The sequence below is a fragment of the Mangrovibacter phragmitis genome, from assembly GCF_001655675.1.
GTDB lineage: Bacteria > Pseudomonadota > Gammaproteobacteria > Enterobacterales > Enterobacteriaceae > Mangrovibacter > Mangrovibacter phragmitis.
This window is the reverse complement of sequence record NZ_LYRP01000022.1, coordinates 163,363-184,559: the sequence shown is the minus strand read 5'-3', so window position 1 is coordinate 184,559 and position 21,197 is coordinate 163,363. Positions and strand designations below refer to the sequence as shown.

Sequence of the window (21,197 nt, the reverse complement as noted above, 5' to 3'; positions counted from 1 at the left end):
ACATATGTTGCCAGAGAAAATCAATAACTTGATCCTGACTCGCATCGGCCAATAGCACAAAGAAGTCATTTAGTGATCCTGATTCATATTGGCCGATACCCATAACGAAATTATTTTTGATTAACCTAAATAACCTTGAGTAAACATCATGAAAAAGACTTTGCTGGCAGCCATTATGGTTCCAACCTTATTCGTCGCATCTCAGAGTTTTGCCGATGAAGGCGACGGCCCAACCCCCATTAACGTAAATGGCGGCGTGGTTCAATTCTCCGGTTCAATTGTTAACTCACCTTGCAGCATTTCTACTGGCACCCAGAGCCAGACAGTTGAACTTGGCCAGTACCGCGCAGCAGACTTCAAAAATATTGGTGATACCTCTCCGGCAACTGGTTTTAACATCACTCTCAAGGATTGCTCAGTAGACTCCTACAGCAATGTTGCTGTTAGCTTTAATGGTAATGCAGCCAGTAATGATACTTTAGCTGTTGAAGGTGGCGCAGATGGTGTTGGTATTCAGATCGTAAAAGACGGTAAAGCACTGGCGGTTAATGGCAACGGTTCAACTGACCCGACGGACCTTATTGAAGGTGCTGATAACAATATCTATTTCCAGGCACAATACGTTTCTATCGCCAGCACAGTGACCGCAGGCGCGGCAAATGCTGTGGCCGATTTTATTCTGCACTATAAATAATTTTCCCAATAGCGCCTCACGTAACAGTGAGGCGTTTTGAGGTGGTAATGAAATGAAAAAGTTAATCTCATTCATCCTTGGCCTGTCACTGTGCGTGCCATCTTTAGCTTTAGCAAACGGGGTTTCATTAAATACAACCCGAGTTATATATGCAAAAGATGCCAGGCAGGCAACAATCAGCTCAAGGAATAGCGCCAAAGAAACAACATATTTAATGCAAACCTGGGTTGAAGAAGAAACAGGGGAAAAATCGAAACGGTTTATCATTACGCCTCCGTTGTTAACGGCCCGGCCAGGTAGTGAAAACCTGATGCGCATCATTTTGAAAGATGGCGCATCATTACCTAATGACAGGGAAAGCATTTTTTACCTTAATTCTAAAGCCATTCCATCAGTAAACAAGGCAGAGGCTGAAGGTAAAAACTTGTTAATTATTGCCGCAATAACTCGCATTAAACTTTTTGTTCGGCCTTCCGGGCTTAAAATCGGCCCTGATGAAGCCCCTGGCAAACTGGAATTTAAAAAGGAAGGCACTAACGTTAAGGTCCGTAACCCTACGCCTTATTACATCACCATAAATAACTTGCAGGCGGGCTCTAAAGTTATTAGTGATTTAATGATTGCACCACAGGAAGAACAAGTTATTAACAATATATCTGCCAGTTCTCTTGCATTCAGCACAATCAATGATTATGGGGCAACAACCCAGCAGATAAAAGTTAACTTATAACAGGCTTTGTTTGATATGGTTATTTACAAGTGTAAAACAATATCTTCGCTTTTGATATTAAACGCATTGGCGTGTAATTCATATGCCGAGGAACTTTGGTTTCCTGAAAGCCTTATTAATGAAAGTGGTTCAGACAACACCGACCTAAGCGCTCTGCTCAATGGCCATCAAAACCCCGGTGTCTACTCAGTTGACATTTTCTTTAACCAGGGAAAAATAACCAACCGTGATGTAGAGTTTATCTCTTCCAACGAAAGTGCTGATAATACGGGATTAATTCCCTGTATCAGTACTGAGGAATGGCTACAGTTCGGAATCAAAGCAGAATTCTTACCTGCAACCTCAGAAGCACCAAACCAATGTGTCTCCCTTAAAGACTCTATTCCTTCGGCTACGATTCGGTTTGATTTTGAGAAACTTGCCCTGCACATTGATGTTCCGCAAATTGCACTTAACAATAAAGCCAATGGCTGGATTCCGCCAGAAAGCTGGGATAACGGCATTACGGCAGCCTATATCAACTATTATGCCAGTGGGCAAAGAGGCAGCACACCTTACTCCCGCAACGAACACCGCTATCTTCGGCTGGAAAACGGGATCAATATGGGTGCCTGGCGAATCAGGGATGACCGCACATGGACCGAAAGCTCGGTCGGCGGCATCACTGAATCCAGGTGGCAACATGGTAATACTTATATTGAAAGGGCTATTATCCCGTTAAAAAGCCGGTTGACACTTGGCGACAGTACAACTGAAGGCAACATTTTTGACTCAGTGGCAATGCGGGGTGCCCAACTGCTATCTGAAGATGCCATGTACCCGGATAGCCAGCGCGGCTATGCACCTGTTATTCGCGGAACCGCATTAACCAATGCTCAGGTATTGGTCAGGCAAAATGGGTATTTAATCTATCAGCTCAATGTCGCCCCGGGCGATTTTGTCATTGATGATTTATACCCAATGTACTCAAGTGGAGACCTGCAGGTTACTGTTATTGAATCTGACGGCTCATCACGCATCAATACGATACCATACTCTGCTGCCCCTTTAATGATTAGAGAAGGCCGCTATCAGTACGCCATTGCGGCAGGTAAGTTACGCAATAACTTATCCAATGAATTTGAGTCACCAACATTTTTGCAGGCGACTTTTTCCGTAGGGCTGCCTGGTGATATAACCAGCTACTCCGGGGTCCAGTACTCTGAAAAATATAAATCAGGTTTGGTAGGGGCCGGGATTAATCTGGGTAGCTTCGGGGCAGTATCCGGTGATTTAACCCATGCTAAAACAGAGCTCTCCAATAAAGAAGAAAGCAAGGGTCAGTCATTACGGTTATTATACAGCCGTTCATTGAACGAGACAGGCACCACATTTCAACTTGCTGGTTACAGGTATTCAACGAAAGGTTTTTATTCTTTCAATGAAAGTGCCTATAAAAATAGCACCATTAATGAAACAGATAACAATGTTGTATACGACTACATCACAAATAGTTACAACCGCAATGATATCCGTAAGCAACAACTACAATTAAATATTTCACAATCACTGTCAGAAATAGGCAGCATATATATTACCGGAACAAGGCAAACCTATTGGAATAAAAAAACTCCCTCCGACTCATTAATGGTTGGCTTTAACGGATATTACCGTGATGTAAGCTACAGTATGAGTGTTAACCACAGCAAGTATGCCGGTAATCAGGGAAGTGACCGTTCCTTATTCATGTCGCTCTCTTTTCCGTTTAATTTTGGCCGGGTACTTAATCGTAACCCAATTAACGTCAATCTCAGTGCATCAAGAGACAACAACGGTACATTAACACAGCAAACCGGCCTGAGTGGTTTGTTACTGGAGCAAAGAAACCTGAGCTGGTCAGTAAATCAAAACTACTCAAAAGAAGATTCTGGTGGCAGTGCCAGTGCCAGTTATCAGGGGAGTTATAACAATAGTTCTGTTGGCTATTCTTATAACAAAAACTACCATCAGTTAAGTTATTCTACCTCAGGTAGCATCCTGGGGCATGCGGATGGCATTACCCTTGGGCGGCCGATTGGGAATTCTGCCATTCTGGTTGAAGCCAAAGGGGCTGCCGGCATTGAACTACAGAATTCAAACGGAATTAAAACAGACTGGCGAGGATACGCCATATCGCCATGGGCGAATAATTACAGGCTCAACCGGGTGGCATTAGATAATACTTCATTAGATAACTTTATAGAGGTTCAGGGGTCTGTTGATAACGTAGTTCCTACCCGCGGCGCTATTGTTAAATCCAGTTTTGCCACTGTTAAAGGGTATCGCGCATTATTTACTTTAAAACATAATGGTAAGCCACTGCCATTCGGCTCTACTGTTGTTGCATCAGGTAATTATGGTTTAGTTGATGATGAAGGAAATGTATTCCTTTCCGGCCTGCCAGATACCGGTGAATTAACCGCCAGTTGGGGAAGTAAAGAATTCAGTTGTAAGGCAGAGTTTGATATTTCAAATTCTGAATCAGAGCATATTATTGAAAAAACACTAACTTGCCAATAATGGGATTTATCTATGATTATCAAAAAAAGAATTAACTTTATCTGCCCACTACTGTTTGCGATGTTTTTTTCCTCGTCGGCTTTCAGTGCCACAAATATGGAGATGAAAGTAACAGCAACAATTAAGGATGCTACCTGTAGTTTTGCAAAAGAACTCGGCACCATTCCTTTGGGGGAAGTAGACATAGCAGATCTCTCTACTACGGATATCTCACTGAGTAAAGAAGTGAAAGTTGAACTTAAATGTGGTAGCGATGCCAAATCAGTTTATTTGACGATGAACGGCACTGCCGCTACCAACGATACCTTTAAAAACGAAGGCACTGCCGCTGGCGTTGGTTTAAGAATTTTTGAAGATGCGGCCAAAACTAAAATTGTTATCCCTAACACAACTAAAATCGCACTGACCCCAAGTGCTCAAGCCGCATCGCATAATTTTACTTTGGGTATTTTAGCATTAGCTGGTGCAACACCTGGCCCGGGGTCTTTCTTATCTACAGTAACCATTGCTATTAGCTATTCGTAAAAAAGGAGTGGGCCCATAATGGGCCCATCGGAACATCCAATGAAATATCTTCTCATTGCTATTTTGGCATTCAGTAATTCATTCTCTGCTATTGCGGCCACACTCCAGTGTACAGCCAAAGGCTGGAGTGCCGGTAGAAATCATACTTCTTACCATACATCCCAATATTGGGATGAAATAATAACAAAGAACATTAAGTTAACGCTTCTACGTGATAATATTAATTTTTTAACAGGCGCTGAGGTGATGTGGTCCGTGGGTAACGATAAGACTATGCTTTACTATAAGTATGCGTTGACAGGTAAAGAAGACCAGGCAACGCTCCTCACAACCTCAGGTAACGTAGTTTATTGTACCGGTGGTACCTACGATCGTTGTGATATAGGACGTTCTACTATACCACAGAGCTATGGCAGACGTTATAACGTGGATTTCACTATAAAGAAAGATATTACCGGAGATTTAAAAATAAAAGTCAGCGCCGACGATGGAAGAGTTGACGAATATTTTGTTCTAAATGCACCTGATATAATCAATATTGGCGACGCCGTTAGTATACCGGATACGCTAGAATTCACAGCCAGTAATGATAAAGATTCGCTCTTATCGCAAAAAGTGTTGGAAAAAAATAATGGCCCGGGTAGTATTACTATCAGGCCGTCTGGTGGTTTCAACGACTGGTACACAGATGCGGCTAAAAGTGTATTTATCTACCCATCCAGTACCGCCAATAGCAGCACTGTTCCATCCAGCACAACCTATACCAACAAAGTTGGCGAACCGATTTATATCAATTTAAAGGTTAATAAGGGTGCGACAAGTGCTGCTCACTCTCAACGATTAACAATAACACTAAACTGCCCTTGATTAGCGGTGCGGGCAACATCGTATTTTATATTTTGCTTCAGCTTATTTGTTGAAGGTATATAGGGTATATGTTTGCTCGCCAGTGCTTGTCTCTTTTCTGCGTTGTGCCGCCAAACAGCCTGCCCTGGTGGAATGTGCCAGCTCCTACACTCAACAGGTATTAAGCAAGCGGCGCACCACCTGGTTGCGAGCCAGGCCGTTACCTCCCAGCCCACCGCAAAGCCAGTATTTGAGCCAGACAAAGAGGAGGCCGGGATGTGCCAGTAGCGACTGGTAAGCCGTTTCATCAAAACCGCCCATCACTTGATTATCTATCAACTCTTTCTTTGTTGGCTGGGTGTTGCCACTGCGGGGTTTACAGCCTTCAGCGTTGGCGATTTCCCAAAAGCCGTCAGCTCGGAGCCGCCAGAATGGCATATTGGGGTAGTCAGTGCGCCGTTTGGGGCCAAACTCTTTTAACAAGTGAGTAAGCTGCTGGTGGATCTCCTGGCCGTAGTTGAACAGGCGCGGGTGGCCTGCTTTGTACTGGGACAACACATACAACAGCAGCAACGGCTTATGCGGCGCGCATACATCCCCCTGACGCCACACAGAAACGTTAGAGATGGCCGATTGCAGCGCTTCGCGAGATATCATAGGAGTTAACCAGGTAACAGACTGATGTTGTTGCGATCATGCTCGCAAAAGCGGTGAAATTCAATTGTTGCCTGTTGAGTGCACCAGCATGGAATTCCCTCACTGCTCGTGGTCGATTACCTGTAGATGAAACATGCCAGTGGCGTGAATTATCCTCTTCCAGCCAAACGCCCGCACTGCTGCCGCATGCCATCAAAAATACACTCAGCAAGCTCAGGTGGAAACGACTCCGGAAGCAACGCAGATACACGCTCAATGACTTGTGGTGTGCTGGATATAATGTCATCCATCATGGACTCAACCTGTCGTCTTCCCAATCCGGTTAATTCACCATGATTGATCCAATGCCGCCGTTGAATTCTATAAATGTGGTAATAATTACTGCTGCCGCGAACAGCCATTGCCAGTTTGCATCTCTGCCAGGATATTTGATTATTACCATGGCCAATTACCGGCCATGCTGATAAAACATCATAAAGAGGCGTAAGGTGGTAACGGCTTTGTGGCTCAATAGCGATACTGAAATTTTTGGCATGGCCGTCAGTAGCAGCCATCAGCCAGAAAATAATTTGCGCCCTGAAGAACTGCTCTTTGTCCTGCTCAGCCTGATATGAATGACTCAGTATTTCCATAATATCGGAAATACCCGGCCCACCATCAGACTGGTATTTTCGTAACGGAGAAACACCCAAAGCCTGACACATATCCTCTTGTGGCAAACGAATGATCCATTGCCGATCGCCTGACCATCTTCTGTCGAAACGCTCAACCACTAATGCCTTTTGATCTTCAAACTGCGCAATCTGTGTTTTTGCTACAGGGATCCCGTAGTGCTCAAGAAGCAAAGAACATAGCCATTCATTTTCAACCGATGTACTCATATCCGCTTGCATGTTCCCAACCAACCCTAGCGGCAGCTTGAAGATATGCGTCGTCGGGGTATTACCTTCTGGTAAACACCATTGTTCTTCATGCCACAATAAAGCCGTTTTTTCCTGCGCACCGGCAATTGATAATCGCAAATCGTCAGTTTCGTCCTGCCGACCAGGCAACGATACCGCCGTAGTGTTACGCAATGTAGTCGCGATATCAGCTTCAGAAAGTGGGCGATAATTTACGGAAAATAAATCTGTGGGCTCTTCATCAACATTCAGTAACTGTATTGCACCAACGCAGTCTCTTCCCAGCTCAGCCAATAGATCAAAAGGCTCAAGGCTTTCAGACTGGTAACGCACAGCTAAACGCCTGCGTATACTTTCGCTGTCAGGCAATAAATTGTCAAAATAGTCACGAACAACATTACCGCGCCAAAGCTGATTACCAGGAGTGAAAGGCAAAGAAAGCGATAAAGGTCTTCCCTGTTCATCCACTATCCATTCTGGAAAGTATTGCAATAAATCCTCGCCTCTGACCTTCTCCCAGAATCCGACCCGAATTCCATTCATCCATATTGCTAAACGCTGCTGTGTTCGACGCATATCGTCACCATTTTTCCCGTCTGGCAGGTGAATCTTTTTGCGGTTCTGACTCTTTCATTGTTGAAGATGACATCGAAGAAAGTATCTGTGGTCCAGAAGAGAGTACCATTTCAACACCCAGCACGGTAAATACCCTGAATAGCCGCTCCATACTGGCACTGGCTGGATTCGCTTCCAGCCGGGCATAGGTTTGTTGTGTTACTCCTAACCTTTCAGAAACTTCTTTTTGTGTCAGTCCATTAGCCTTGCGAAAGCCAATCAGCAATGGACGAATTTGATTCAAAGTTTTCAACGGATAAACAGTATTCATAAGGCATTTACCATTGTTAGAGGCGTTGATACAGTCTATAAGCTGTATTTGGACAATACACCTTATAAGCTGTAAATGCAAAATACAGCTTATAAGCTGTTAAATGAATACAACACCCTATAGGCTGTTAAAAGAGGTATCCTTATATGATGAGCTCTCTTCAACAGAATTCAGGACCCCCTCAGTGCCAGGGTAGTTGTCACCCCCTCTGAAAAAACACCTGAGGGCGATGGAATGACGAATGACTCGCACTGGATGATGCCAAAAGTGACTCATGCACATTGAATATAGCGCCGATCAGTCAGTGGTCTTGTAAGTACACCTGTTTTAGTTCCATGTACTTTTTGAGATTTCCGGTTTTTCAGCCATCAGCCGGTACTCTTCCAGTGTCAGGTTATTCAGGGATTCATGGGGCCCGGTAACGCTGAATCCTGAGCGGGAAAAACAGGCAGCCTAAATCAACCCAGGGTGCCAACTACCTTGACACTTACCGCCAACACGGAAATACCATAAAATAAATATGGTTATTACTGAAAAATAAATTATCTTTGAATTACAGATAGATATGAAAGAATTTTGACGGAAATGGACACAAAAAAAGCCACCCTCAGGTAGCTTGGTAATCCCCCCATTTTTAACGGAGGTGATAAGTAGAATCAGGCCATGCGTTGAATATGCTGCATCGGCGTGAAGCCATTCAGTGCCATATTCGGACGTTCATGATTATAAAACCATTGCCACTGCGTGGCATAGCCCTGCAATTCGTCCAGTGAGTTAAACAGGTGCTGGCCCAGCCAGTCATAACGTACCGTCCGGTTATATCGCTCAATCCAGGCATTCTGTTGAGGTTTGCCAGGCTGAATAAAACGAAGCGTTATATTCTGCTTATCAAAGCAAGGTTTAGGGTGGGTCAATAAGCTTTTATCATAGGCTCAAAATTCCCAACAACTCTGAACATAATCGTCTGAATAATGTGATGACGCTGTAAAGCTTTTACGTTACACAGAGTTCTGAAAGTTCTCCAGTAGCAACCTGCCGCATGATTCTTAACTAGGAGTTTTGTTATGCATCTGGTACTTACCTTACTATTTATTCGTCGGTAATCAGTAACGATTCAACCCGGGTTAGCGCCAAATCCCATTCACGTTGAATCATTGACCACAGTTCATCTTCAAGCCGTTTTTTCTCCGGGTTGTTAAACCAGTCTCGACTATGGGCAGCAATCCTGCCTTTGTAGCCACTACCTTGCCCCCATTCTCTCTGGCAACTATTCCAGAAATTTCTATCTTGTTTTAATTCATCGCGGAAAGATGTTTGACCCATAAGTTGAATTTTAGACAGTAGCTCGTCATAAGCTGTCTGAAGTAAACGCTGGGATTGTCCAAGTAATTCGTTTGCTTCTTCAAGTTCAGGTGTTTCTGCCATGTTCTGGCAAATCTCAGCAAACCCCAAGACTGCAGAACTGAGTGATTGAACCGCTATTTTTCTTGCACCATAACCAAGGTGATGACCAAAATTAAAGTTGTACCAGTCCCCTTCCCGATTTACAGAGGCTCTAACAGTTGCTGCGTAGGCGTAGCCCAACTGCTCAATAAGGCTGTCCTGAACATGCATATTTAAATGTTCAAGCGAACGATGTCGGTTGATCCAAGTTCGCAGTTGTTGTGCCGCTTGACGAATGACTTCTTGAGTTTGAGCCAGTTCATAGTTTTGCAGAAGAGCGTTGGCATTAGTGATGATTTCACTCAACTGATGGGCGAAAGACTGACGTACATTATTCAGCCGTTCTGATAGAAACGCCTGGAACAATTTAGGGTCATCCTGGCGAGAGTCAAAAAAGCCGACGGCTAATTCAGATAATCCAAGAGGTGCTAGACTCATGGATATTTGTTCATGCTTCAGTTCATAACCTTCTTCCGCATTCTCAACTCTCATTCCCATCTCATCTTTTACTTCAAGAGCTTCGCCTGCGCGAGGGAGTACTAGTAATGCTGCCTTTTGGATAAGACCGCGGACACCTGCATCTTTAGCTCGCTCGAGAAGTAGTCTAGCTTCCGCAGCTGGAGCATTGTTAAAACCAGAACAAAGGATAGCTAGCGTATGAGGATCATCAAGAAGGCATTCGAGGTCTGCTCGAGCTGATGTACGATCAATCCCTTTGGTATCTATAAAACGTACTGACAGATTATCTATCGGAAGCAGGTGATCTGGTACTATTACTTCAATACGTGCAGGAAGTGTAAATTCAGGATGACGACCATTGTTGACTTCCTCAAACGTGTCTTTTAGCCAATTAAGAGGCTGTTTTCCCGTGCTGGCATCATACCAAACATCACGGCGGTCACGTCGAGGAAGCTCCATTCTAGACAGAATCTCGACAACAACTTCGCGGGTACTGCTGAATTTGCTAGCAAGCTCTTTAGCTTCATCATGACGGACTGTTTTTCCGTCCACTCCTTTGCTTTTGCTGATTCGCAATCTGGCAAGATTGCGAATCGCTCTCTCAATTTCTTTTGAAATTCCCTGTGATTCATCTCCGCTCCCCCCTTGGATGCCTATACCTCGAATATATTCTGCAAAATCGGTTACATGAGCACGAATAACGTCATCCAGACATGGTTCAATAATAAGTCCATAACTAGGCCCCTGACGAAGGTGTACTTCACAAACTGTAATACCCCCAGCACCAGCCTCAAGTACAGGAGCCGAAGGGTGAGCATCCGTGTTGGAGACCTCAAGACCAGTAAGTCTGCAGATTGCAGTGGATTTACCTATACCAATACTGCCAATAAATGCTACTTGATGCTCACGTTTGAGTAATAAGTTTGCCGAAGCCTTCAATTCACCTACGTAAGTAGATAGACGGCGTTCGAAGGCATTTTTGGTGTCGGGTTTTTGAGCTAACTCCATAAGCTGCTTGGCAACTTCTTCTGCAGACCACAAAAGATCCTGATCGGGGTGGTCAAGGCTTGGACGCTCAATTATCTGCCAGTTACGTTCAAGAATTGTACGAAGACGCAGAGCCTCTGGAGTATCAATCGCTTCCAACAGCATTGACAGCTCCCCCGACTCTACCGAACGGTCTCCACTCTCAATACGAGATAGTACTGCTGCGCTCCAGGTTACCCTACGGGCTAGTTCAGCTTGCTTAATTCCGGCACGTTCACGTACTAGTGTTAGATACTGGCCTAATTCAAGAGAGGAAATGTTAGTTATCATGATTATGCTCCTTTTTCGATTAAAGAAAGGATGCAGCAACGTTTCATTTTAGTCAATAGGATATAGAGAAACGTTTTCGATTCATTGCTTGACTTGCCACATTCCCTCACATTAAGCAGCCTTTGAGTGCGACCTTAGCCTCTGGGAAGGGAAAATGAGTTATCATCATTTAAAGCCCAAACACAATTAGTATCACTAAGCTGTTAGTGATACTAATTGATTTAAATAATTCATTACCAATTGAAAATATTAGACAAATCGCGTTCGCGTATGTTGGTAGCTTAAGCTAGCCGAAGTTATATAACACTCAACTTCGTATAAAATCAGTCCAAAAGGTCTTCACGGATGAAAAAATTGCTGAATGTATCTCTTTTTGTAGCTGTTGTGATTCTAGGTGTCGCTCTGCTGGTTTCCGGATTACTCGATGGAACTGCTTTTGTAGCATTTATCGTTTCTGGTTGTCTGGGCGCTTCTGTTTACGCGTTGTTACCATCGATAACTGAGTTTTCTATAGGAGGTAACTCAGTTAAATTTCAGGAAAAGCTCCATGAAGCCGAAATGATCACTGATGAGCTCAAAAAGCTGAAATCGATAGCCGTCAAAACAACGCTGAAATCGCTGAAGATACAGCAAAAAGCAAATATCCTCGTTTACCAAAATCTTTTAGAGTTTAGGGATATTTATCAACTACTCTCGGATACAAAAGAATTTGAGACTGATTACCAAGTACTGGTAATGGAAACCGCACTTTCACTCAGGGAAAATGTCTTTGATTTTGTGGATCTTGAGATCGAGAGCTATAAGTCTCAGTGGTCTAATTGGCGCGATAAATATGTCAGAGAATACATTAGAGCAAACATCAATCAGGACTCACTATCTTCACGAGTGAGAATGAGTATTCGCTTTGCAAATCAGTATCTTTACTTGTCTCATTTTATTGATGGATTGTCTGCGGGTGGCACGCCGATGTTAAAGATTATAAGCGTAGAGGATGGTTGGCATATGATTATGAAAGGTACTACGTGGAAGGGTCGTTGAAGATTGTATTTTTCCTTATCCCCTTGATTTGGTATTGCCAATTAAACACGCTATCCGAGCTTCATAGCCCAATCTTGTTCCCCACAGATATCTGAGATTGGCTGAAATACGGCACTAATCTGCTGGCGACGTTTCTCAGTCTGTGATTGTCTTGAATATCAACCGGTGACAATCCGTTCGATACTTGTCGAAAGAATGAGCTCATTCTGTTCCGTCAACACGTCGGGTTCTGTTTGCATCGTTAATCGCCCATAAAAGCAAACACGCCTACCGGGAGTGGCAGGCGCATTATGCGATGAATAAAAAAGGTGGGAAGTTCAGAGGTAAAAATCAGGAGTGAGGCTCGAAGAATTCAAGTATTTATTAATCCGGTAGCTCGCCTGGCTCTAAGAATATCAGTCGCGGTCAGAAATGGTGTCTGCTCCTGCCATGTAAATCCCTTACGGTCGATGCGAACCAGTTCATAACGTTCCACCAGAAAATTAACAGCATCGGCAAGCGTAATTCCTGCATCGATATGCTCCTCAATGGTCGCGTCGTCATGGAATGGTGTGTCGTTAAGCGTCAAGCCGTAATGGTGATCCAGCAAATACGTTAAAAGTTGCTGCCAGACGTGCACTGGCGACAGACGTGACAAAACCGGCACCTTGGCCGGTACAGTTGAAATGTGCATGGGTAGAATCCTGAGAAAAGAAGAAGAGAGAAGGTGTTACGGGGTTGGATAAATAGAAATGTAAACATAACCGCAGCTACCACGGGTATCAGCTACACAGGTTAAACTCGCAAGTTGAATGTTCACCTGACGTTGCTGATGTGGAGCTCCCGGACCCGGAACCAGGGTTCGCCCATCCGCACATATTTTTTGGCGGACCGGCTGCGGGCAATCACACAGCCATCGTTATATCTGAATGGCGCTAACAGTTAGTAATATGTAATAACATGATTTTTATGAGTATTGAATTACTAACTTTTCTGTGTGTTAAGACTCGGAGGGCTACTTCAGTTAGAAACTTTTAGAGCGAATCCGATGAGAAGCATCTTCAAGAGGAAATGATCAGTCACCGTCCGTTGTGTGCCAAAGCAGACATTGAACATGTCTGCTTCTATTAAAGTAATGGGTTGGCTCATAACAAACTTAGCTTGAAAGGAGTGAACCGGCTTAGCGAACAGGGGCTCACTGATGTTGGTCACGTCCGCCCTTGGCACGAAGCAAACAAGCTACCAAGGCTGAAGGTCCGCTATGAGCGCAGGCTGTGTAAAAACTCAGACCAAAAACTCAAATGCGTGAATCTATGCAAAATCTGGGATTCAAACGGTTGGTCAACTCAGCCAAAATTTACGTAGGAACACGGTTTTCAGCGCTGTTTTTATCCACTTCTGCAATCAAGAAGGTTTTCACACAGCCTGAGCAAACAGCGGAAGTTCGCGTTTGTCATAACAACTGGGATGGAGGACTAACATTGGCATCTGATAATCAACTGGGAGCCGGTCACTTGTTCCGGTTCTACTCGTTTGTTGTGATAAGCCCGTAAATTTAATGTCAGGTGAAATAACTGCCTGAGCCTTTATGTAGAATGATTTTAAGGCGTAGAATGAAGAAGTTATGAGCAAATTCTTTAAATGCCTTATATTCCGACACCCAATCAATGAAAGGTACATTCAGTGTCTATAATTATCCCGGATTCATTTCCTGCCCGCCGTTTACGTCGTTCCCGTACCCATGCTTTCAGTCGCCGACTGGTTGCGGAAAACCATCTGACCGTGGATGACCTGATCCTGCCTGTTTTCATTGTTGAGGGAAAAAATCAACGTCAGGAAATCGCTTCGATGCCGGGAGTCTTCCGATTGTCTCTGGATAACCTGCTTCTTGAAGCTGAGATGCTTGTGAAGTCAGGCATTCCTGCGATTGCGCTATTCCCTTCCCTTGAACCTTCCGATAAGTCACTTTACGCAGACGCTTCATGGGATCCAGCAGGTCTGGTGCCCCGTGCTGTTCTGGCCCTTAAAGGCGCCTTTCCTGAACTGGGTGTCATCACTGATATTGCCCTTGATGCCTACACCACACATGGGCAGGACGGTATCATTGATGAAAACGGGTATGTCCTTAACGATAAGACGAATGAAATACTGGTGAAACAGGCAATGGCTCATGCTTTCGCGGGGGCAGATATTGTAGCGCCAAGTGACATGATGGACGGGCGCATTGGTCAAATCAGATGTGCTTTTGAATCACAGTCGTTACATAACGTCCAGATAATGGCTTATTCGGCGAAGTACGCTTCAAATTATTACGGTCCTTTCCGTGAAGCCACAAAATCTGCAACTGCACTGGGTAAAGCGAACAAGAAAAATTATCAGATGGATCCGGCGAATGCGATGGAAGCAATGCATGAGATTGCGCAGGATTTACAGGAAGGGGCCGATATGGTGATGGTGAAGCCCGGACTACCTTATCTGGATATCATCAGGGAAGCGAAACGAAATTTTGCCGTGCCTGTCTTCGCTTATCAGGTTTCTGGCGAGTATGCCATGCATATGGCCGCATTTCAGAACGGCTGGCTGGAAGAAGAAAAAACGATTATTGAATCTCTGGTGTGTTTCAAACGCGCCGGGGCAGATGGCATTCTCACGTATTTTGCCGCGCGAGTAGCCACGTTGCTTAATAGCGGGCATGGAGAATACTGATCTTGCGTGCTCAGAGAAACTGAAATAGCACGATTATGACAATGTCCGCTCCTGGCACGCAGCGGACAGGCTGCGTGACCATCATGTCTGCTGTGAGCGCAGGCTGTGTGAAAACTCATAGCCTTAAGTAGCCAAACAATATTTCTCATCTGTGTTTTGAGAATGCTGTTTAAGTTGACAAGGTAATCTGTGATTTTATCCGGGTGTCTCAGAAGTTTTTATTGCGGGAAAGAGCCTGATATTTGTTACTGGAGGATAAAACGGCCGGAACCATTAGCCGTATTGTTCCTGAAGCTGAAATATCAATCCTGTAGTACCCCATATCGATATCATCCTTTTGAGGTTATAAGCCAATATATGTAAACTCATTTCCGTACTGACATTTTTAAATTTCCGCATCAGAAAGTGCGTTGCACCCATCCACATTTTAATTGTCCCAAACGGATGTTCTACCGTTTGCTTTCGCATGTCCGCTCCTCAGGATATTTATAGTGCTGGCCTCAGCAGCCCAGGGTAGATTTCACGATGTTATCCGCCGCCCAGAAGCCCGCCAGGCTCTACAGCCTGTGGGCTCCTGCGCTATGACCGGTTTTATTTTCAATGCCTCAGGCCATTTTTTCCCATGACGTCGGTCTCTCATCCAGTTCAACTTCCAGTGTTTCAAGGAAGCGTGCCGTCATCATGTAATGCCCGATCAATAGCGTGATTTCGGCTATTTCCTCCTCGCTGCAATAACACCTGAGCGCATGAAATACCACGCCCGTCACTTTGACATGATTCACACATTCGTCGGTAAAACGGACCACAGCCTGTGTTTTACCGTCCAGTTTCTGAATGTCGCCATCTTCAATGGCGTCGATATCACTTTTACGCCAGCCGCTCTGTCTGGCTATTTCGACGTGCTGCATACGTTCATACGCGCTGTGGCTAAGCGCGGCGACCCGTAAAATCACCAACTCTCTGTATTTGGCGCAAAGATGCCCCTGTCGGAATGAGGCGCCTAGCGTCAGATAGCCGTCCGTACACGCGCCGGTGCGCAATAAGGCGCGAGTGAGGTTGGCAGGGAAACGCTGATAGAGATCCTGTTGTTCAGGTGTGAGGGAATCGACTTCGGGTAAGGTAATACGTGCCATGATTGTGCCCCTTTTGGAGGGAAAGACTGGCGATGGCCAGTTTTTCGGCCTTTATTCTTCGAACGCTTGTTCCAGATGCTGACTCAGCCTTTCTTCAAGCTGGCGTACGCTATCAATGCCTAAAGCAGAAAAGTGATTTTCCTCTTGCTCAAGCAGTCGCTTCTGCGGGATCACCTCTTTGCCGAAACGAAGGATGACCTGATTTTCCTCATCGAATTTCGGCCAGAGATCTTCACCCCCATGCCGAATAAAGGCGGCATAGTAGTTCCCCATGGCCCCGGCACTGTGTTTGAGTTCATCGATATCGATCCCATCGAATGCTGGCCATTGCGACAGTCGCTCCGGGTCGTAATTACGCCACAAAAACGGCATATCGCCGGTGTGGACCGCCCGTAGCTCCCCATTCCATCCCGGGAGATCGTAGCTGAACTGGAAAAGCCAGGTCGGTACACCTAACCGGGTGAAGTGTCTGGCTATTTTTAACGATGAAAACTTAAAGAACTCAAAAGACATAATGTCGGAGAGAATATGTCCCGGCTCCCGATGTTCCGGATAGAGTTCTTTATACCCTTCGTACAGTTGCTGAGCGCCGTCACTGCCATAAATCGGCGTCAGGACGTCGAGAACATCCTGTACGCTGCCATGACGTAGGGTTTCGGTATGACCGCGGAAAAACTGCCATTCATCTTTGGCGAAACCAATCATCAACTCGTTGACCGTATCGGCAGCCGCGTGGCTGGAGAGATATTCAGCAGGGCGTTCCGGGATCCATTTGCCGTCAACCACGCCACCCAGAGGGCGCCAGGCGATATTTTTGTCCGGATGGAAAAAGCGCGTTAAGACATTCTGCACCGCCAGAAAGCGTTCGGGATCGATGTCGGCGAGCGCTTCAGGGGACGAGATATCCAGTAAGGAGAGATATTTCTCCGCCACCCGGACCGCCTGCGCCTGATTTTGGGTACACCAGACATTGAAAGGCGATAATGACTGGATAATGGCCCGCCGGAAAAATTTCCGGGCCGGCGCATACGTCAGCAGATGCGAGACGGCGGTCGCGCCGCAGGATTCGCCGCCGATAGTCACATTATCCGGATCTCCTCCGAACGCGGCGATATTCTCATGCACCCATTGCAAGGCGGCGAATTGATCTTTCAAACCCAGGTTGATGGCTTCGGGAAACGCATCGCTGATTAAACCAAAATGCACCCAGCCCAGCGCCCCTAAACGGTAATTGGGCCGGACGACAATGATATTTTCCTGCCGGGCAAGATTGGCGCCGTCTTCCAGATGAAACGATCCCGAACTGACAGCGTTGGCACCGCCATGATAATACACATAGACCGGCATTTTTTTTCTGCCCGCATTCTCCGGGACCCAGATATCAAGGTACAGGCAGTCCTCGCTGATATTTTCGTGATGGTAGGTTTTCCCCACGTAAGCAGGCCAGGCAGGGACGCCCGGCACGCCGGCGTCGATGCGCTTAACCTGCTCCATAACGGCGTGCGTGTTGTTCAGGTTCATCTGAAAGGACGCCGGTCCCGAAACCACCGCGTTTCTGATCCCCTCCCAGGGAGAAAGGGGCTGAGGGTTGCGAAACCGTAGCGAACCGACCGGGGGCCGGGCATAAGGGATGCCCCGGAAAATATCCAGCGCGTTTTCGCGCAGACCCTGAATCCGGCCCTGCCGGGTAGTGACGATGGGGGAACGAGTTTCTGTATGCATGGAGCACCTCTGTTTTCAGTGATGGCGATCTCTCGCCGGTGTCGGCTTGAGCGTGATGAAGAGAGTGAAGGGTTATTCATCGACTAATGCGATGGTTCTGCACCAACCGGCCGAGGCCCGATGGACTTTTATCGGCAGGCTGATGACCGTAAATCCGTTATCCGGTAATGAATTCAGAGCGGAGAGTTTTTCAATCTGGCAGTAGGGCGTTTCGTTTCCGGCATAGTGCCCTTCCCAGATCAGGGAGGAGTCGCCCGTTTGCTGATAACGCGCACGGGTATAAGCGAACGGCGCATCCCAACTCCAGGCGTCGGTGCCAACCAGACGTACGCCTTTTTGCGTCAGATAAAGCGTGCCGCTTCGCCCCACGCCGCAGCCGCGTTCAAGGTAATCCTCACGGCCGTAGCGATCGCCGGCCGCCGTGTTGATCAAGACGATGTCTCCCGCAGAGAGGGTATGGCCGATGCGGGCGAATTCTTTATCCAGATCCGCCGGACCAATGACATAGCCGTCTGGATACTGGCGAAAATCGAGCTTCACCCCTGGACCGATACACCAGCTCAGGGGGATTTCATCAATGGTCAGAGATCGATCGCCATCCTTCATGTGGGAATGGTAGTGCCATGGCGCATCCATATGTGTGCCCGCGTGGGTGCTCATATTGACGAACTCCACCGCCCAGCCCTCTTTTTCCGGCAAGTCGTCCGGACTGAGCCCCGGAAACATCGCGGCAAGCTGGAGCGCACCTGCCGCATGGTTATGGTAATTGATGGAAGGTAAAAACGGCGGCGGATCGGAGGGGATGCCGTTTTGCAGAGTGACGGAAAGATCGATGATGCGCTGTTTCATTACTGCTCTCCATTTCTCAACAGAACAACCCAACAGGAGACTGAATGCGGTGACGCTATTGGATTATCCCTGGTTTAGTTCTATAGTTGCACTGCTCAGTGCAACCACCAGTGCACTGCACTGTGCAGTGCAATTGGTAAAAAGTCAAATACAATGGTGAAAAAAAACACTATGGCAACACCGTCTGCTGAAAAAATTCTGGATTCGGCCGTGAACGTCCTGCTGACGCAGGGCTACGACGCGGCAAGCATGGATGACATCGCTGCGGGCGCCGGGGTATCCCGCCGCACCTTGTTCAATCAGTTTTCAACGAAGGAAGTGTTGTTCGAACAGGCTATTGAGTATTTCTGGTCACGTTTACCCGTTGTACAACTCTCTACCACGCAGGAAGCCATGGCCGATCCGCAAACGGGATTGATGCAAATTGGCCTGGCCATCGCGGATTTCTGGGCGGCGGATACCTCCATAAAACTCGCCCGGATGATTGTTCGCGAGAGCGAACGTTTTCCCTCTCTGGCCAAAAACTATCTGGAGTTAGGTAAAGTGCCCGCCCTGGGTTCGCTCATTCGTTACCTTGCCCAGCAGAACGCTGCCGGTCATCTGAAAATGGAAGATACGGATCTGGCAGCCCGTCAGTTCGTTGGAATGATTAATGAGCCTCTGGTGTGGTTTCGTGTGTTAGGGCTTAAGGATGAAACGAATATCACTCAACGCGAGCGGGTGGTACAGGAAGCGGTCAGGACGTTTTTAAGCCGCTATGCTTAAGCCACACGCCGCTTATCTTTATCTATCCACGGAGAGCGAACACGCAGCTATGCTCCCATTCCAGGTAGTGTGATCCTACCCATGAAATGTGGACACGGCCCTAAGCGAGGTTTTCGTTTTCAAATTGTTCCGGGCTGAGACCGCCACAGGCACTGTGACGACGCCACCGATTGTAATCGCACTCGATATAATTAAACACCGTCGTCCGCATTATTTCCCGACTGATAAAGCGTTCACCGTGGATGCATTCGATTTTCAGCGAGTGGAAGAAGCTTTCCGCACAAGCGTTATCGTAACAGCAGCCCTTTGCACTCGTGCTACCGCGTAAGTTATGCCGCTTCAGTAGTGCCTGATAATCCGCTGAACAGTATTGCCCGCCGCGATCCGTGTGAACGATAACATTTTTCGGGCGTTTACGCCGCCAGAGTGCCATCTGTAACGCATCACAGGCCAGTTTTGCCGTCATTCGTGAGGACATCGACCAGCCAATAACGGCACGAGACCACAGGTCAATCACCACCGCCAGATACAGCCAGCCTTCATCTGTACGTAAGTAAGTGATGTCACCGGCCCACTTCTGGTTCGGACCGCTGGCGCTGAAGTCCTGCTTCAGCAGGTTTTCCGATACCGGCAGACCATGTTCACGGTAACTGACCGGCCTGAACTTCCGGCTGGCTTTCGCCCGTAATCCCTGACGACGCAGGCTGGCAGCGATGGTTTTAATATTGTACTCCGGCAACTCATCAGCAAGGCGTGGCGCACCATAGCGCTGTTTTGCTTCATCGAATGCGTTGCGGACAGCCTCATCACAAACGAGCCGGAACTGTTGACGCAGGTTTATCTGACAATGACGCCTGCGCCAGACATACCAGCCACTTCGGGCAACCCGAAGAACACGGCACATGGCTTTGACGCTGAATTCAGCCTGATACTTTTCAATAGCAACCGTCTTAAACGTCAAACTGCCGCGAGGTAATTTTCGTCATAATTCTGTTGTTTCATCAGGACACCGTAGCAGACATGTACCAGCTTTCTCATTACTCCACCAAGGGCTGACATCTTTGCTTTCCCTCCCGATATCAGGCGATCATAAAATGTCTTGAAATATACGCTGTGTCTGATCGCAACCATTGCTGACATAAAGAGTTTAGCCCTTACTTCTGGGGGCCCGCTTTTTGACATTCGCGTTCTGCCATTCACCGAGCTGCCGGAACGTTTCTCTCTGGGGACGACACCCAGCCATGATGCTGCCTGCTTCGCACTACTGAAGTGATTGCCCCGCAACACGGCCAACATCGTACTACCTGTGGACGGACCTATCCCTGTTATCGAGGTCAGATACGCTATATCCCGTTTCAGATCAGGATAATTGTTGATGTGATCATCAATCAGTTTCCCGACGGCCTCCAGCTCGTAGTTAAGTGTGCCCAGAATCTTTCTGATCGACGCATAAACAAGCGGTGAGCACCGTCCCGACGCCAGTTTCTCAAGCCGGTTCTGCTCGCGTCCCACATCTGTCAACAACACTGTCTAATGACCCCTTTCTGGTCTTATATCAGTGTTGCTGACATGGTACGCAAACGCGCCCTCGACCGTTCATCAGAATACCTGCGTGAAGCCCTGTCAGTATGGCTGGCCGGAGGGCATGACATTACTTATTCAGAACGGGACAGCGAGATTTTAACCGCCGCCGGATACCGGCCGGAAGCACCTTCCCGCGATGACAGCCGCGAGCAATTTACCCCCGCACAAAACATGATTTACACCCGCCGACGTGCCGACATGGCAGCGCAGTAACCTGCGTAAAAAACCGCGAAAATCCCGCCTTTTTCCCCAAAAAAAGCCATGCATGCATAAGGTGCATGGCTTTGCATGCGTTTTATGACTACCTTTAAAGCTGTTCCCGCCAGTGCTGGCAGGGGCTGAGGCCGTTAATGCAGGTGCATTAAAACAGCCCCGGAAAGCGGGCAGGCGAGGCGGGGAAAGCATTGCGCGCGATAAGTATTGA

General features: G+C 46.9%; 16 protein-coding genes and 7 pseudogenes. 9 read left to right on the top strand and 14 right to left on the bottom strand.

Going from position 1 to position 21,197, the window contains the following annotated elements; genetic code table 11:
* Positions 1–148 precede the first annotated feature (148 nt).
* Genes A9B99_RS13970 through A9B99_RS13950 form a run of 5 tightly spaced genes read left to right on the top strand, consistent with a single transcriptional unit; the run spans position 149 to position 5,354 of the window.
* The gene (locus A9B99_RS13970; RefSeq protein WP_064598445.1) at positions 149–694 is read left to right on the top strand and encodes a fimbrial protein; all 546 of its coding nucleotides are present in this window, start codon (positions 149–151) and stop codon (positions 692–694) included.
* A gap of 52 nt (positions 695–746) precedes the next feature.
* Entirely contained in the window at positions 747–1,424 is a 678-nt protein-coding gene (locus A9B99_RS13965) for a fimbria/pilus periplasmic chaperone (protein ID WP_064598443.1), read from the top strand.
* Between the two features lie 15 nt (positions 1,425–1,439).
* Positions 1,440–3,962 (top strand): fimbria/pilus outer membrane usher protein, encoded by a 2,523-nt coding sequence (locus tag A9B99_RS13960; RefSeq protein WP_064598441.1) that lies wholly within the window; start codon positions 1,440–1,442, stop codon positions 3,960–3,962.
* Positions 3,963–3,974: 12 nt separating this feature from the next.
* On the top strand, positions 3,975–4,487 hold the full coding sequence (locus A9B99_RS13955) for a fimbrial protein (protein ID WP_064598439.1): 513 nt from the start codon (positions 3,975–3,977) through the stop codon (positions 4,485–4,487).
* A gap of 18 nt (positions 4,488–4,505) precedes the next feature.
* On the top strand, positions 4,506–5,354 hold the full coding sequence (locus A9B99_RS13950) for a hypothetical protein (protein ID WP_064598437.1): 849 nt from the start codon (positions 4,506–4,508) through the stop codon (positions 5,352–5,354).
* Between the two features lie 243 nt (positions 5,355–5,597).
* Here the strand turns inward: A9B99_RS13950 and A9B99_RS13945 are convergent.
* The 6 genes and pseudogenes from A9B99_RS13945 to A9B99_RS13925 form a co-directional block, all read right to left on the bottom strand.
* Positions 5,598–5,990: pseudogene (locus A9B99_RS13945) on the bottom strand (phosphorothioated DNA-binding restriction endonuclease); the annotation flags it as partial.
* A gap of 149 nt (positions 5,991–6,139) precedes the next feature.
* Positions 6,140–7,468: a type II toxin-antitoxin system HipA family toxin gene (locus A9B99_RS13940; protein ID WP_064598435.1), complete on the bottom strand. Its 1,329-nt coding sequence runs from the start codon at positions 7,466–7,468 to the stop codon at positions 6,140–6,142.
* A gap of 4 nt (positions 7,469–7,472) precedes the next feature.
* Entirely contained in the window at positions 7,473–7,778 is a 306-nt protein-coding gene (locus A9B99_RS13935; RefSeq protein ID WP_064598433.1) for a helix-turn-helix domain-containing protein, read from the bottom strand.
* A gap of 327 nt (positions 7,779–8,105) precedes the next feature.
* Positions 8,106–8,192, bottom strand: a pseudogene (locus tag A9B99_RS23630) (integrase); the annotation flags it as partial.
* Positions 8,193–8,434: 242 nt separating this feature from the next.
* Positions 8,435–8,665 (bottom strand): annotated as a pseudogene (locus A9B99_RS13930) (integrase core domain-containing protein); the annotation flags it as partial.
* 202 nt (positions 8,666–8,867) lie between these two features.
* A complete protein-coding gene (locus A9B99_RS13925) occupies positions 8,868–10,997 on the bottom strand; it encodes a helix-turn-helix domain-containing protein (RefSeq protein ID WP_032715519.1) in 2,130 nt (709 codons plus the stop codon).
* 345 nt (positions 10,998–11,342) lie between these two features.
* On the opposite strand from A9B99_RS13925, the gene A9B99_RS13920 reads away from it, so the two are divergent.
* Entirely contained in the window at positions 11,343–12,035 is a 693-nt protein-coding gene (locus A9B99_RS13920) for an ABC-2 transporter permease (protein WP_032715518.1), read from the top strand.
* 352 nt (positions 12,036–12,387) lie between these two features.
* On the opposite strand, the gene A9B99_RS13915 is transcribed toward A9B99_RS13920, so the two are convergent.
* Positions 12,388–12,708, bottom strand: coding sequence for a TA system toxin CbtA family protein (locus tag A9B99_RS13915; protein ID WP_064598428.1), 321 nt, complete (start codon positions 12,706–12,708; stop codon positions 12,388–12,390).
* 36 nt (positions 12,709–12,744) lie between these two features.
* Positions 12,745–12,852, bottom strand: a pseudogene (locus A9B99_RS23345) (type IV toxin-antitoxin system YeeU family antitoxin); the annotation flags it as partial.
* Positions 12,853–13,697: 845 nt separating this feature from the next.
* Here A9B99_RS23345 and hemB point away from each other — a divergent pair.
* Positions 13,698–14,720 carry a porphobilinogen synthase gene (gene hemB / locus A9B99_RS13905; RefSeq protein ID WP_064598425.1) on the top strand — a complete coding sequence of 341 codons (1,023 nt, stop codon included), beginning with the start codon at positions 13,698–13,700 and terminating at the stop codon, positions 14,718–14,720.
* 273 nt (positions 14,721–14,993) lie between these two features.
* Here hemB and A9B99_RS13900 read toward each other — a convergent pair.
* From A9B99_RS13900 to A9B99_RS13885, 4 genes and pseudogenes are all read right to left on the bottom strand, one after another.
* Positions 14,994–15,188 (bottom strand): annotated as a pseudogene (locus A9B99_RS13900) (transposase); the annotation flags it as partial.
* Between the two features lie 137 nt (positions 15,189–15,325).
* Positions 15,326–15,853, bottom strand: coding sequence for a carboxymuconolactone decarboxylase family protein (locus A9B99_RS13895; protein ID WP_064598421.1), 528 nt, complete (start codon positions 15,851–15,853; stop codon positions 15,326–15,328).
* 51 nt (positions 15,854–15,904) lie between these two features.
* Positions 15,905–17,575 (bottom strand): carboxylesterase/lipase family protein, encoded by a 1,671-nt coding sequence (locus A9B99_RS13890; RefSeq protein WP_064598419.1) that lies wholly within the window; start codon positions 17,573–17,575, stop codon positions 15,905–15,907.
* Between the two features lie 72 nt (positions 17,576–17,647).
* Entirely contained in the window at positions 17,648–18,424 is a 777-nt protein-coding gene (locus A9B99_RS13885) for a cyclase family protein (RefSeq protein ID WP_064598417.1), read from the bottom strand.
* Positions 18,425–18,595: 171 nt separating this feature from the next.
* Here A9B99_RS13885 and A9B99_RS13880 point away from each other — a divergent pair, with 171 nt between their 5' ends.
* Positions 18,596–19,189 (top strand): TetR/AcrR family transcriptional regulator, encoded by a 594-nt coding sequence (locus A9B99_RS13880; protein WP_197499278.1) that lies wholly within the window; start codon positions 18,596–18,598, stop codon positions 19,187–19,189.
* A 100-nt stretch (positions 19,190–19,289) separates the two neighbouring features.
* Here the strand turns inward: A9B99_RS13880 and A9B99_RS13875 are convergent.
* A pseudogene (locus A9B99_RS13875) lies at positions 19,290–20,141 on the bottom strand (IS3 family transposase); the annotation flags it as partial.
* A 5-nt stretch (positions 20,142–20,146) separates the two neighbouring features.
* Entirely contained in the window at positions 20,147–20,716 is a 570-nt protein-coding gene (locus A9B99_RS13870) for an IS110 family transposase (RefSeq protein ID WP_064598412.1), read from the bottom strand.
* 42 nt (positions 20,717–20,758) lie between these two features.
* Between A9B99_RS13870 and A9B99_RS13865 the strand changes: the two are divergent.
* A pseudogene (locus A9B99_RS13865) lies at positions 20,759–20,986 on the top strand (phage polarity suppression protein); the annotation flags it as partial.
* Positions 20,987–21,197: the final 211 nt, after the last annotated feature.

What these genes read in the sequence shown, in the direction of transcription:
- A9B99_RS13895 (WP_064598421.1), bottom strand. Translation starts at nt 15,853, where the DNA reads ATGGCACGTATTACCTTACCCGAAGTCGATTCCCTCACACCTGAACAA.
- A9B99_RS13965 (WP_064598443.1), top strand. Translation starts at nt 747, where the DNA reads ATGAAAAAGTTAATCTCATTCATCCTTGGCCTGTCACTGTGCGTGCCA.
- A9B99_RS13880 (WP_197499278.1), top strand. Translation starts at nt 18,596, where the DNA reads ATGGCAACACCGTCTGCTGAAAAAATTCTGGATTCGGCCGTGAACGTC.
- A9B99_RS13890 (WP_064598419.1), bottom strand. Translation starts at nt 17,575, where the DNA reads ATGCATACAGAAACTCGTTCCCCCATCGTCACTACCCGGCAGGGCCGG.
- A9B99_RS13885 (WP_064598417.1), bottom strand. Translation starts at nt 18,424, where the DNA reads ATGAAACAGCGCATCATCGATCTTTCCGTCACTCTGCAAAACGGCATC.
- A9B99_RS13940 (WP_064598435.1), bottom strand. Translation starts at nt 7,468, where the DNA reads ATGCGTCGAACACAGCAGCGTTTAGCAATATGGATGAATGGAATTCGG.
- A9B99_RS13925 (WP_032715519.1), bottom strand. Translation starts at nt 10,997, where the DNA reads ATGATAACTAACATTTCCTCTCTTGAATTAGGCCAGTATCTAACACTA.
- A9B99_RS13920 (WP_032715518.1), top strand. Translation starts at nt 11,343, where the DNA reads ATGAAAAAATTGCTGAATGTATCTCTTTTTGTAGCTGTTGTGATTCTA.
- A9B99_RS13950 (WP_064598437.1), top strand. Translation starts at nt 4,506, where the DNA reads ATGGGCCCATCGGAACATCCAATGAAATATCTTCTCATTGCTATTTTG.
- A9B99_RS13935 (WP_064598433.1), bottom strand. Translation starts at nt 7,778, where the DNA reads ATGAATACTGTTTATCCGTTGAAAACTTTGAATCAAATTCGTCCATTG.
- A9B99_RS13970 (WP_064598445.1), top strand. Translation starts at nt 149, where the DNA reads ATGAAAAAGACTTTGCTGGCAGCCATTATGGTTCCAACCTTATTCGTC.
- A9B99_RS13955 (WP_064598439.1), top strand. Translation starts at nt 3,975, where the DNA reads ATGATTATCAAAAAAAGAATTAACTTTATCTGCCCACTACTGTTTGCG.
- A9B99_RS13915 (WP_064598428.1), bottom strand. Translation starts at nt 12,708, where the DNA reads ATGCACATTTCAACTGTACCGGCCAAGGTGCCGGTTTTGTCACGTCTG.
- A9B99_RS13960 (WP_064598441.1), top strand. Translation starts at nt 1,440, where the DNA reads ATGGTTATTTACAAGTGTAAAACAATATCTTCGCTTTTGATATTAAAC.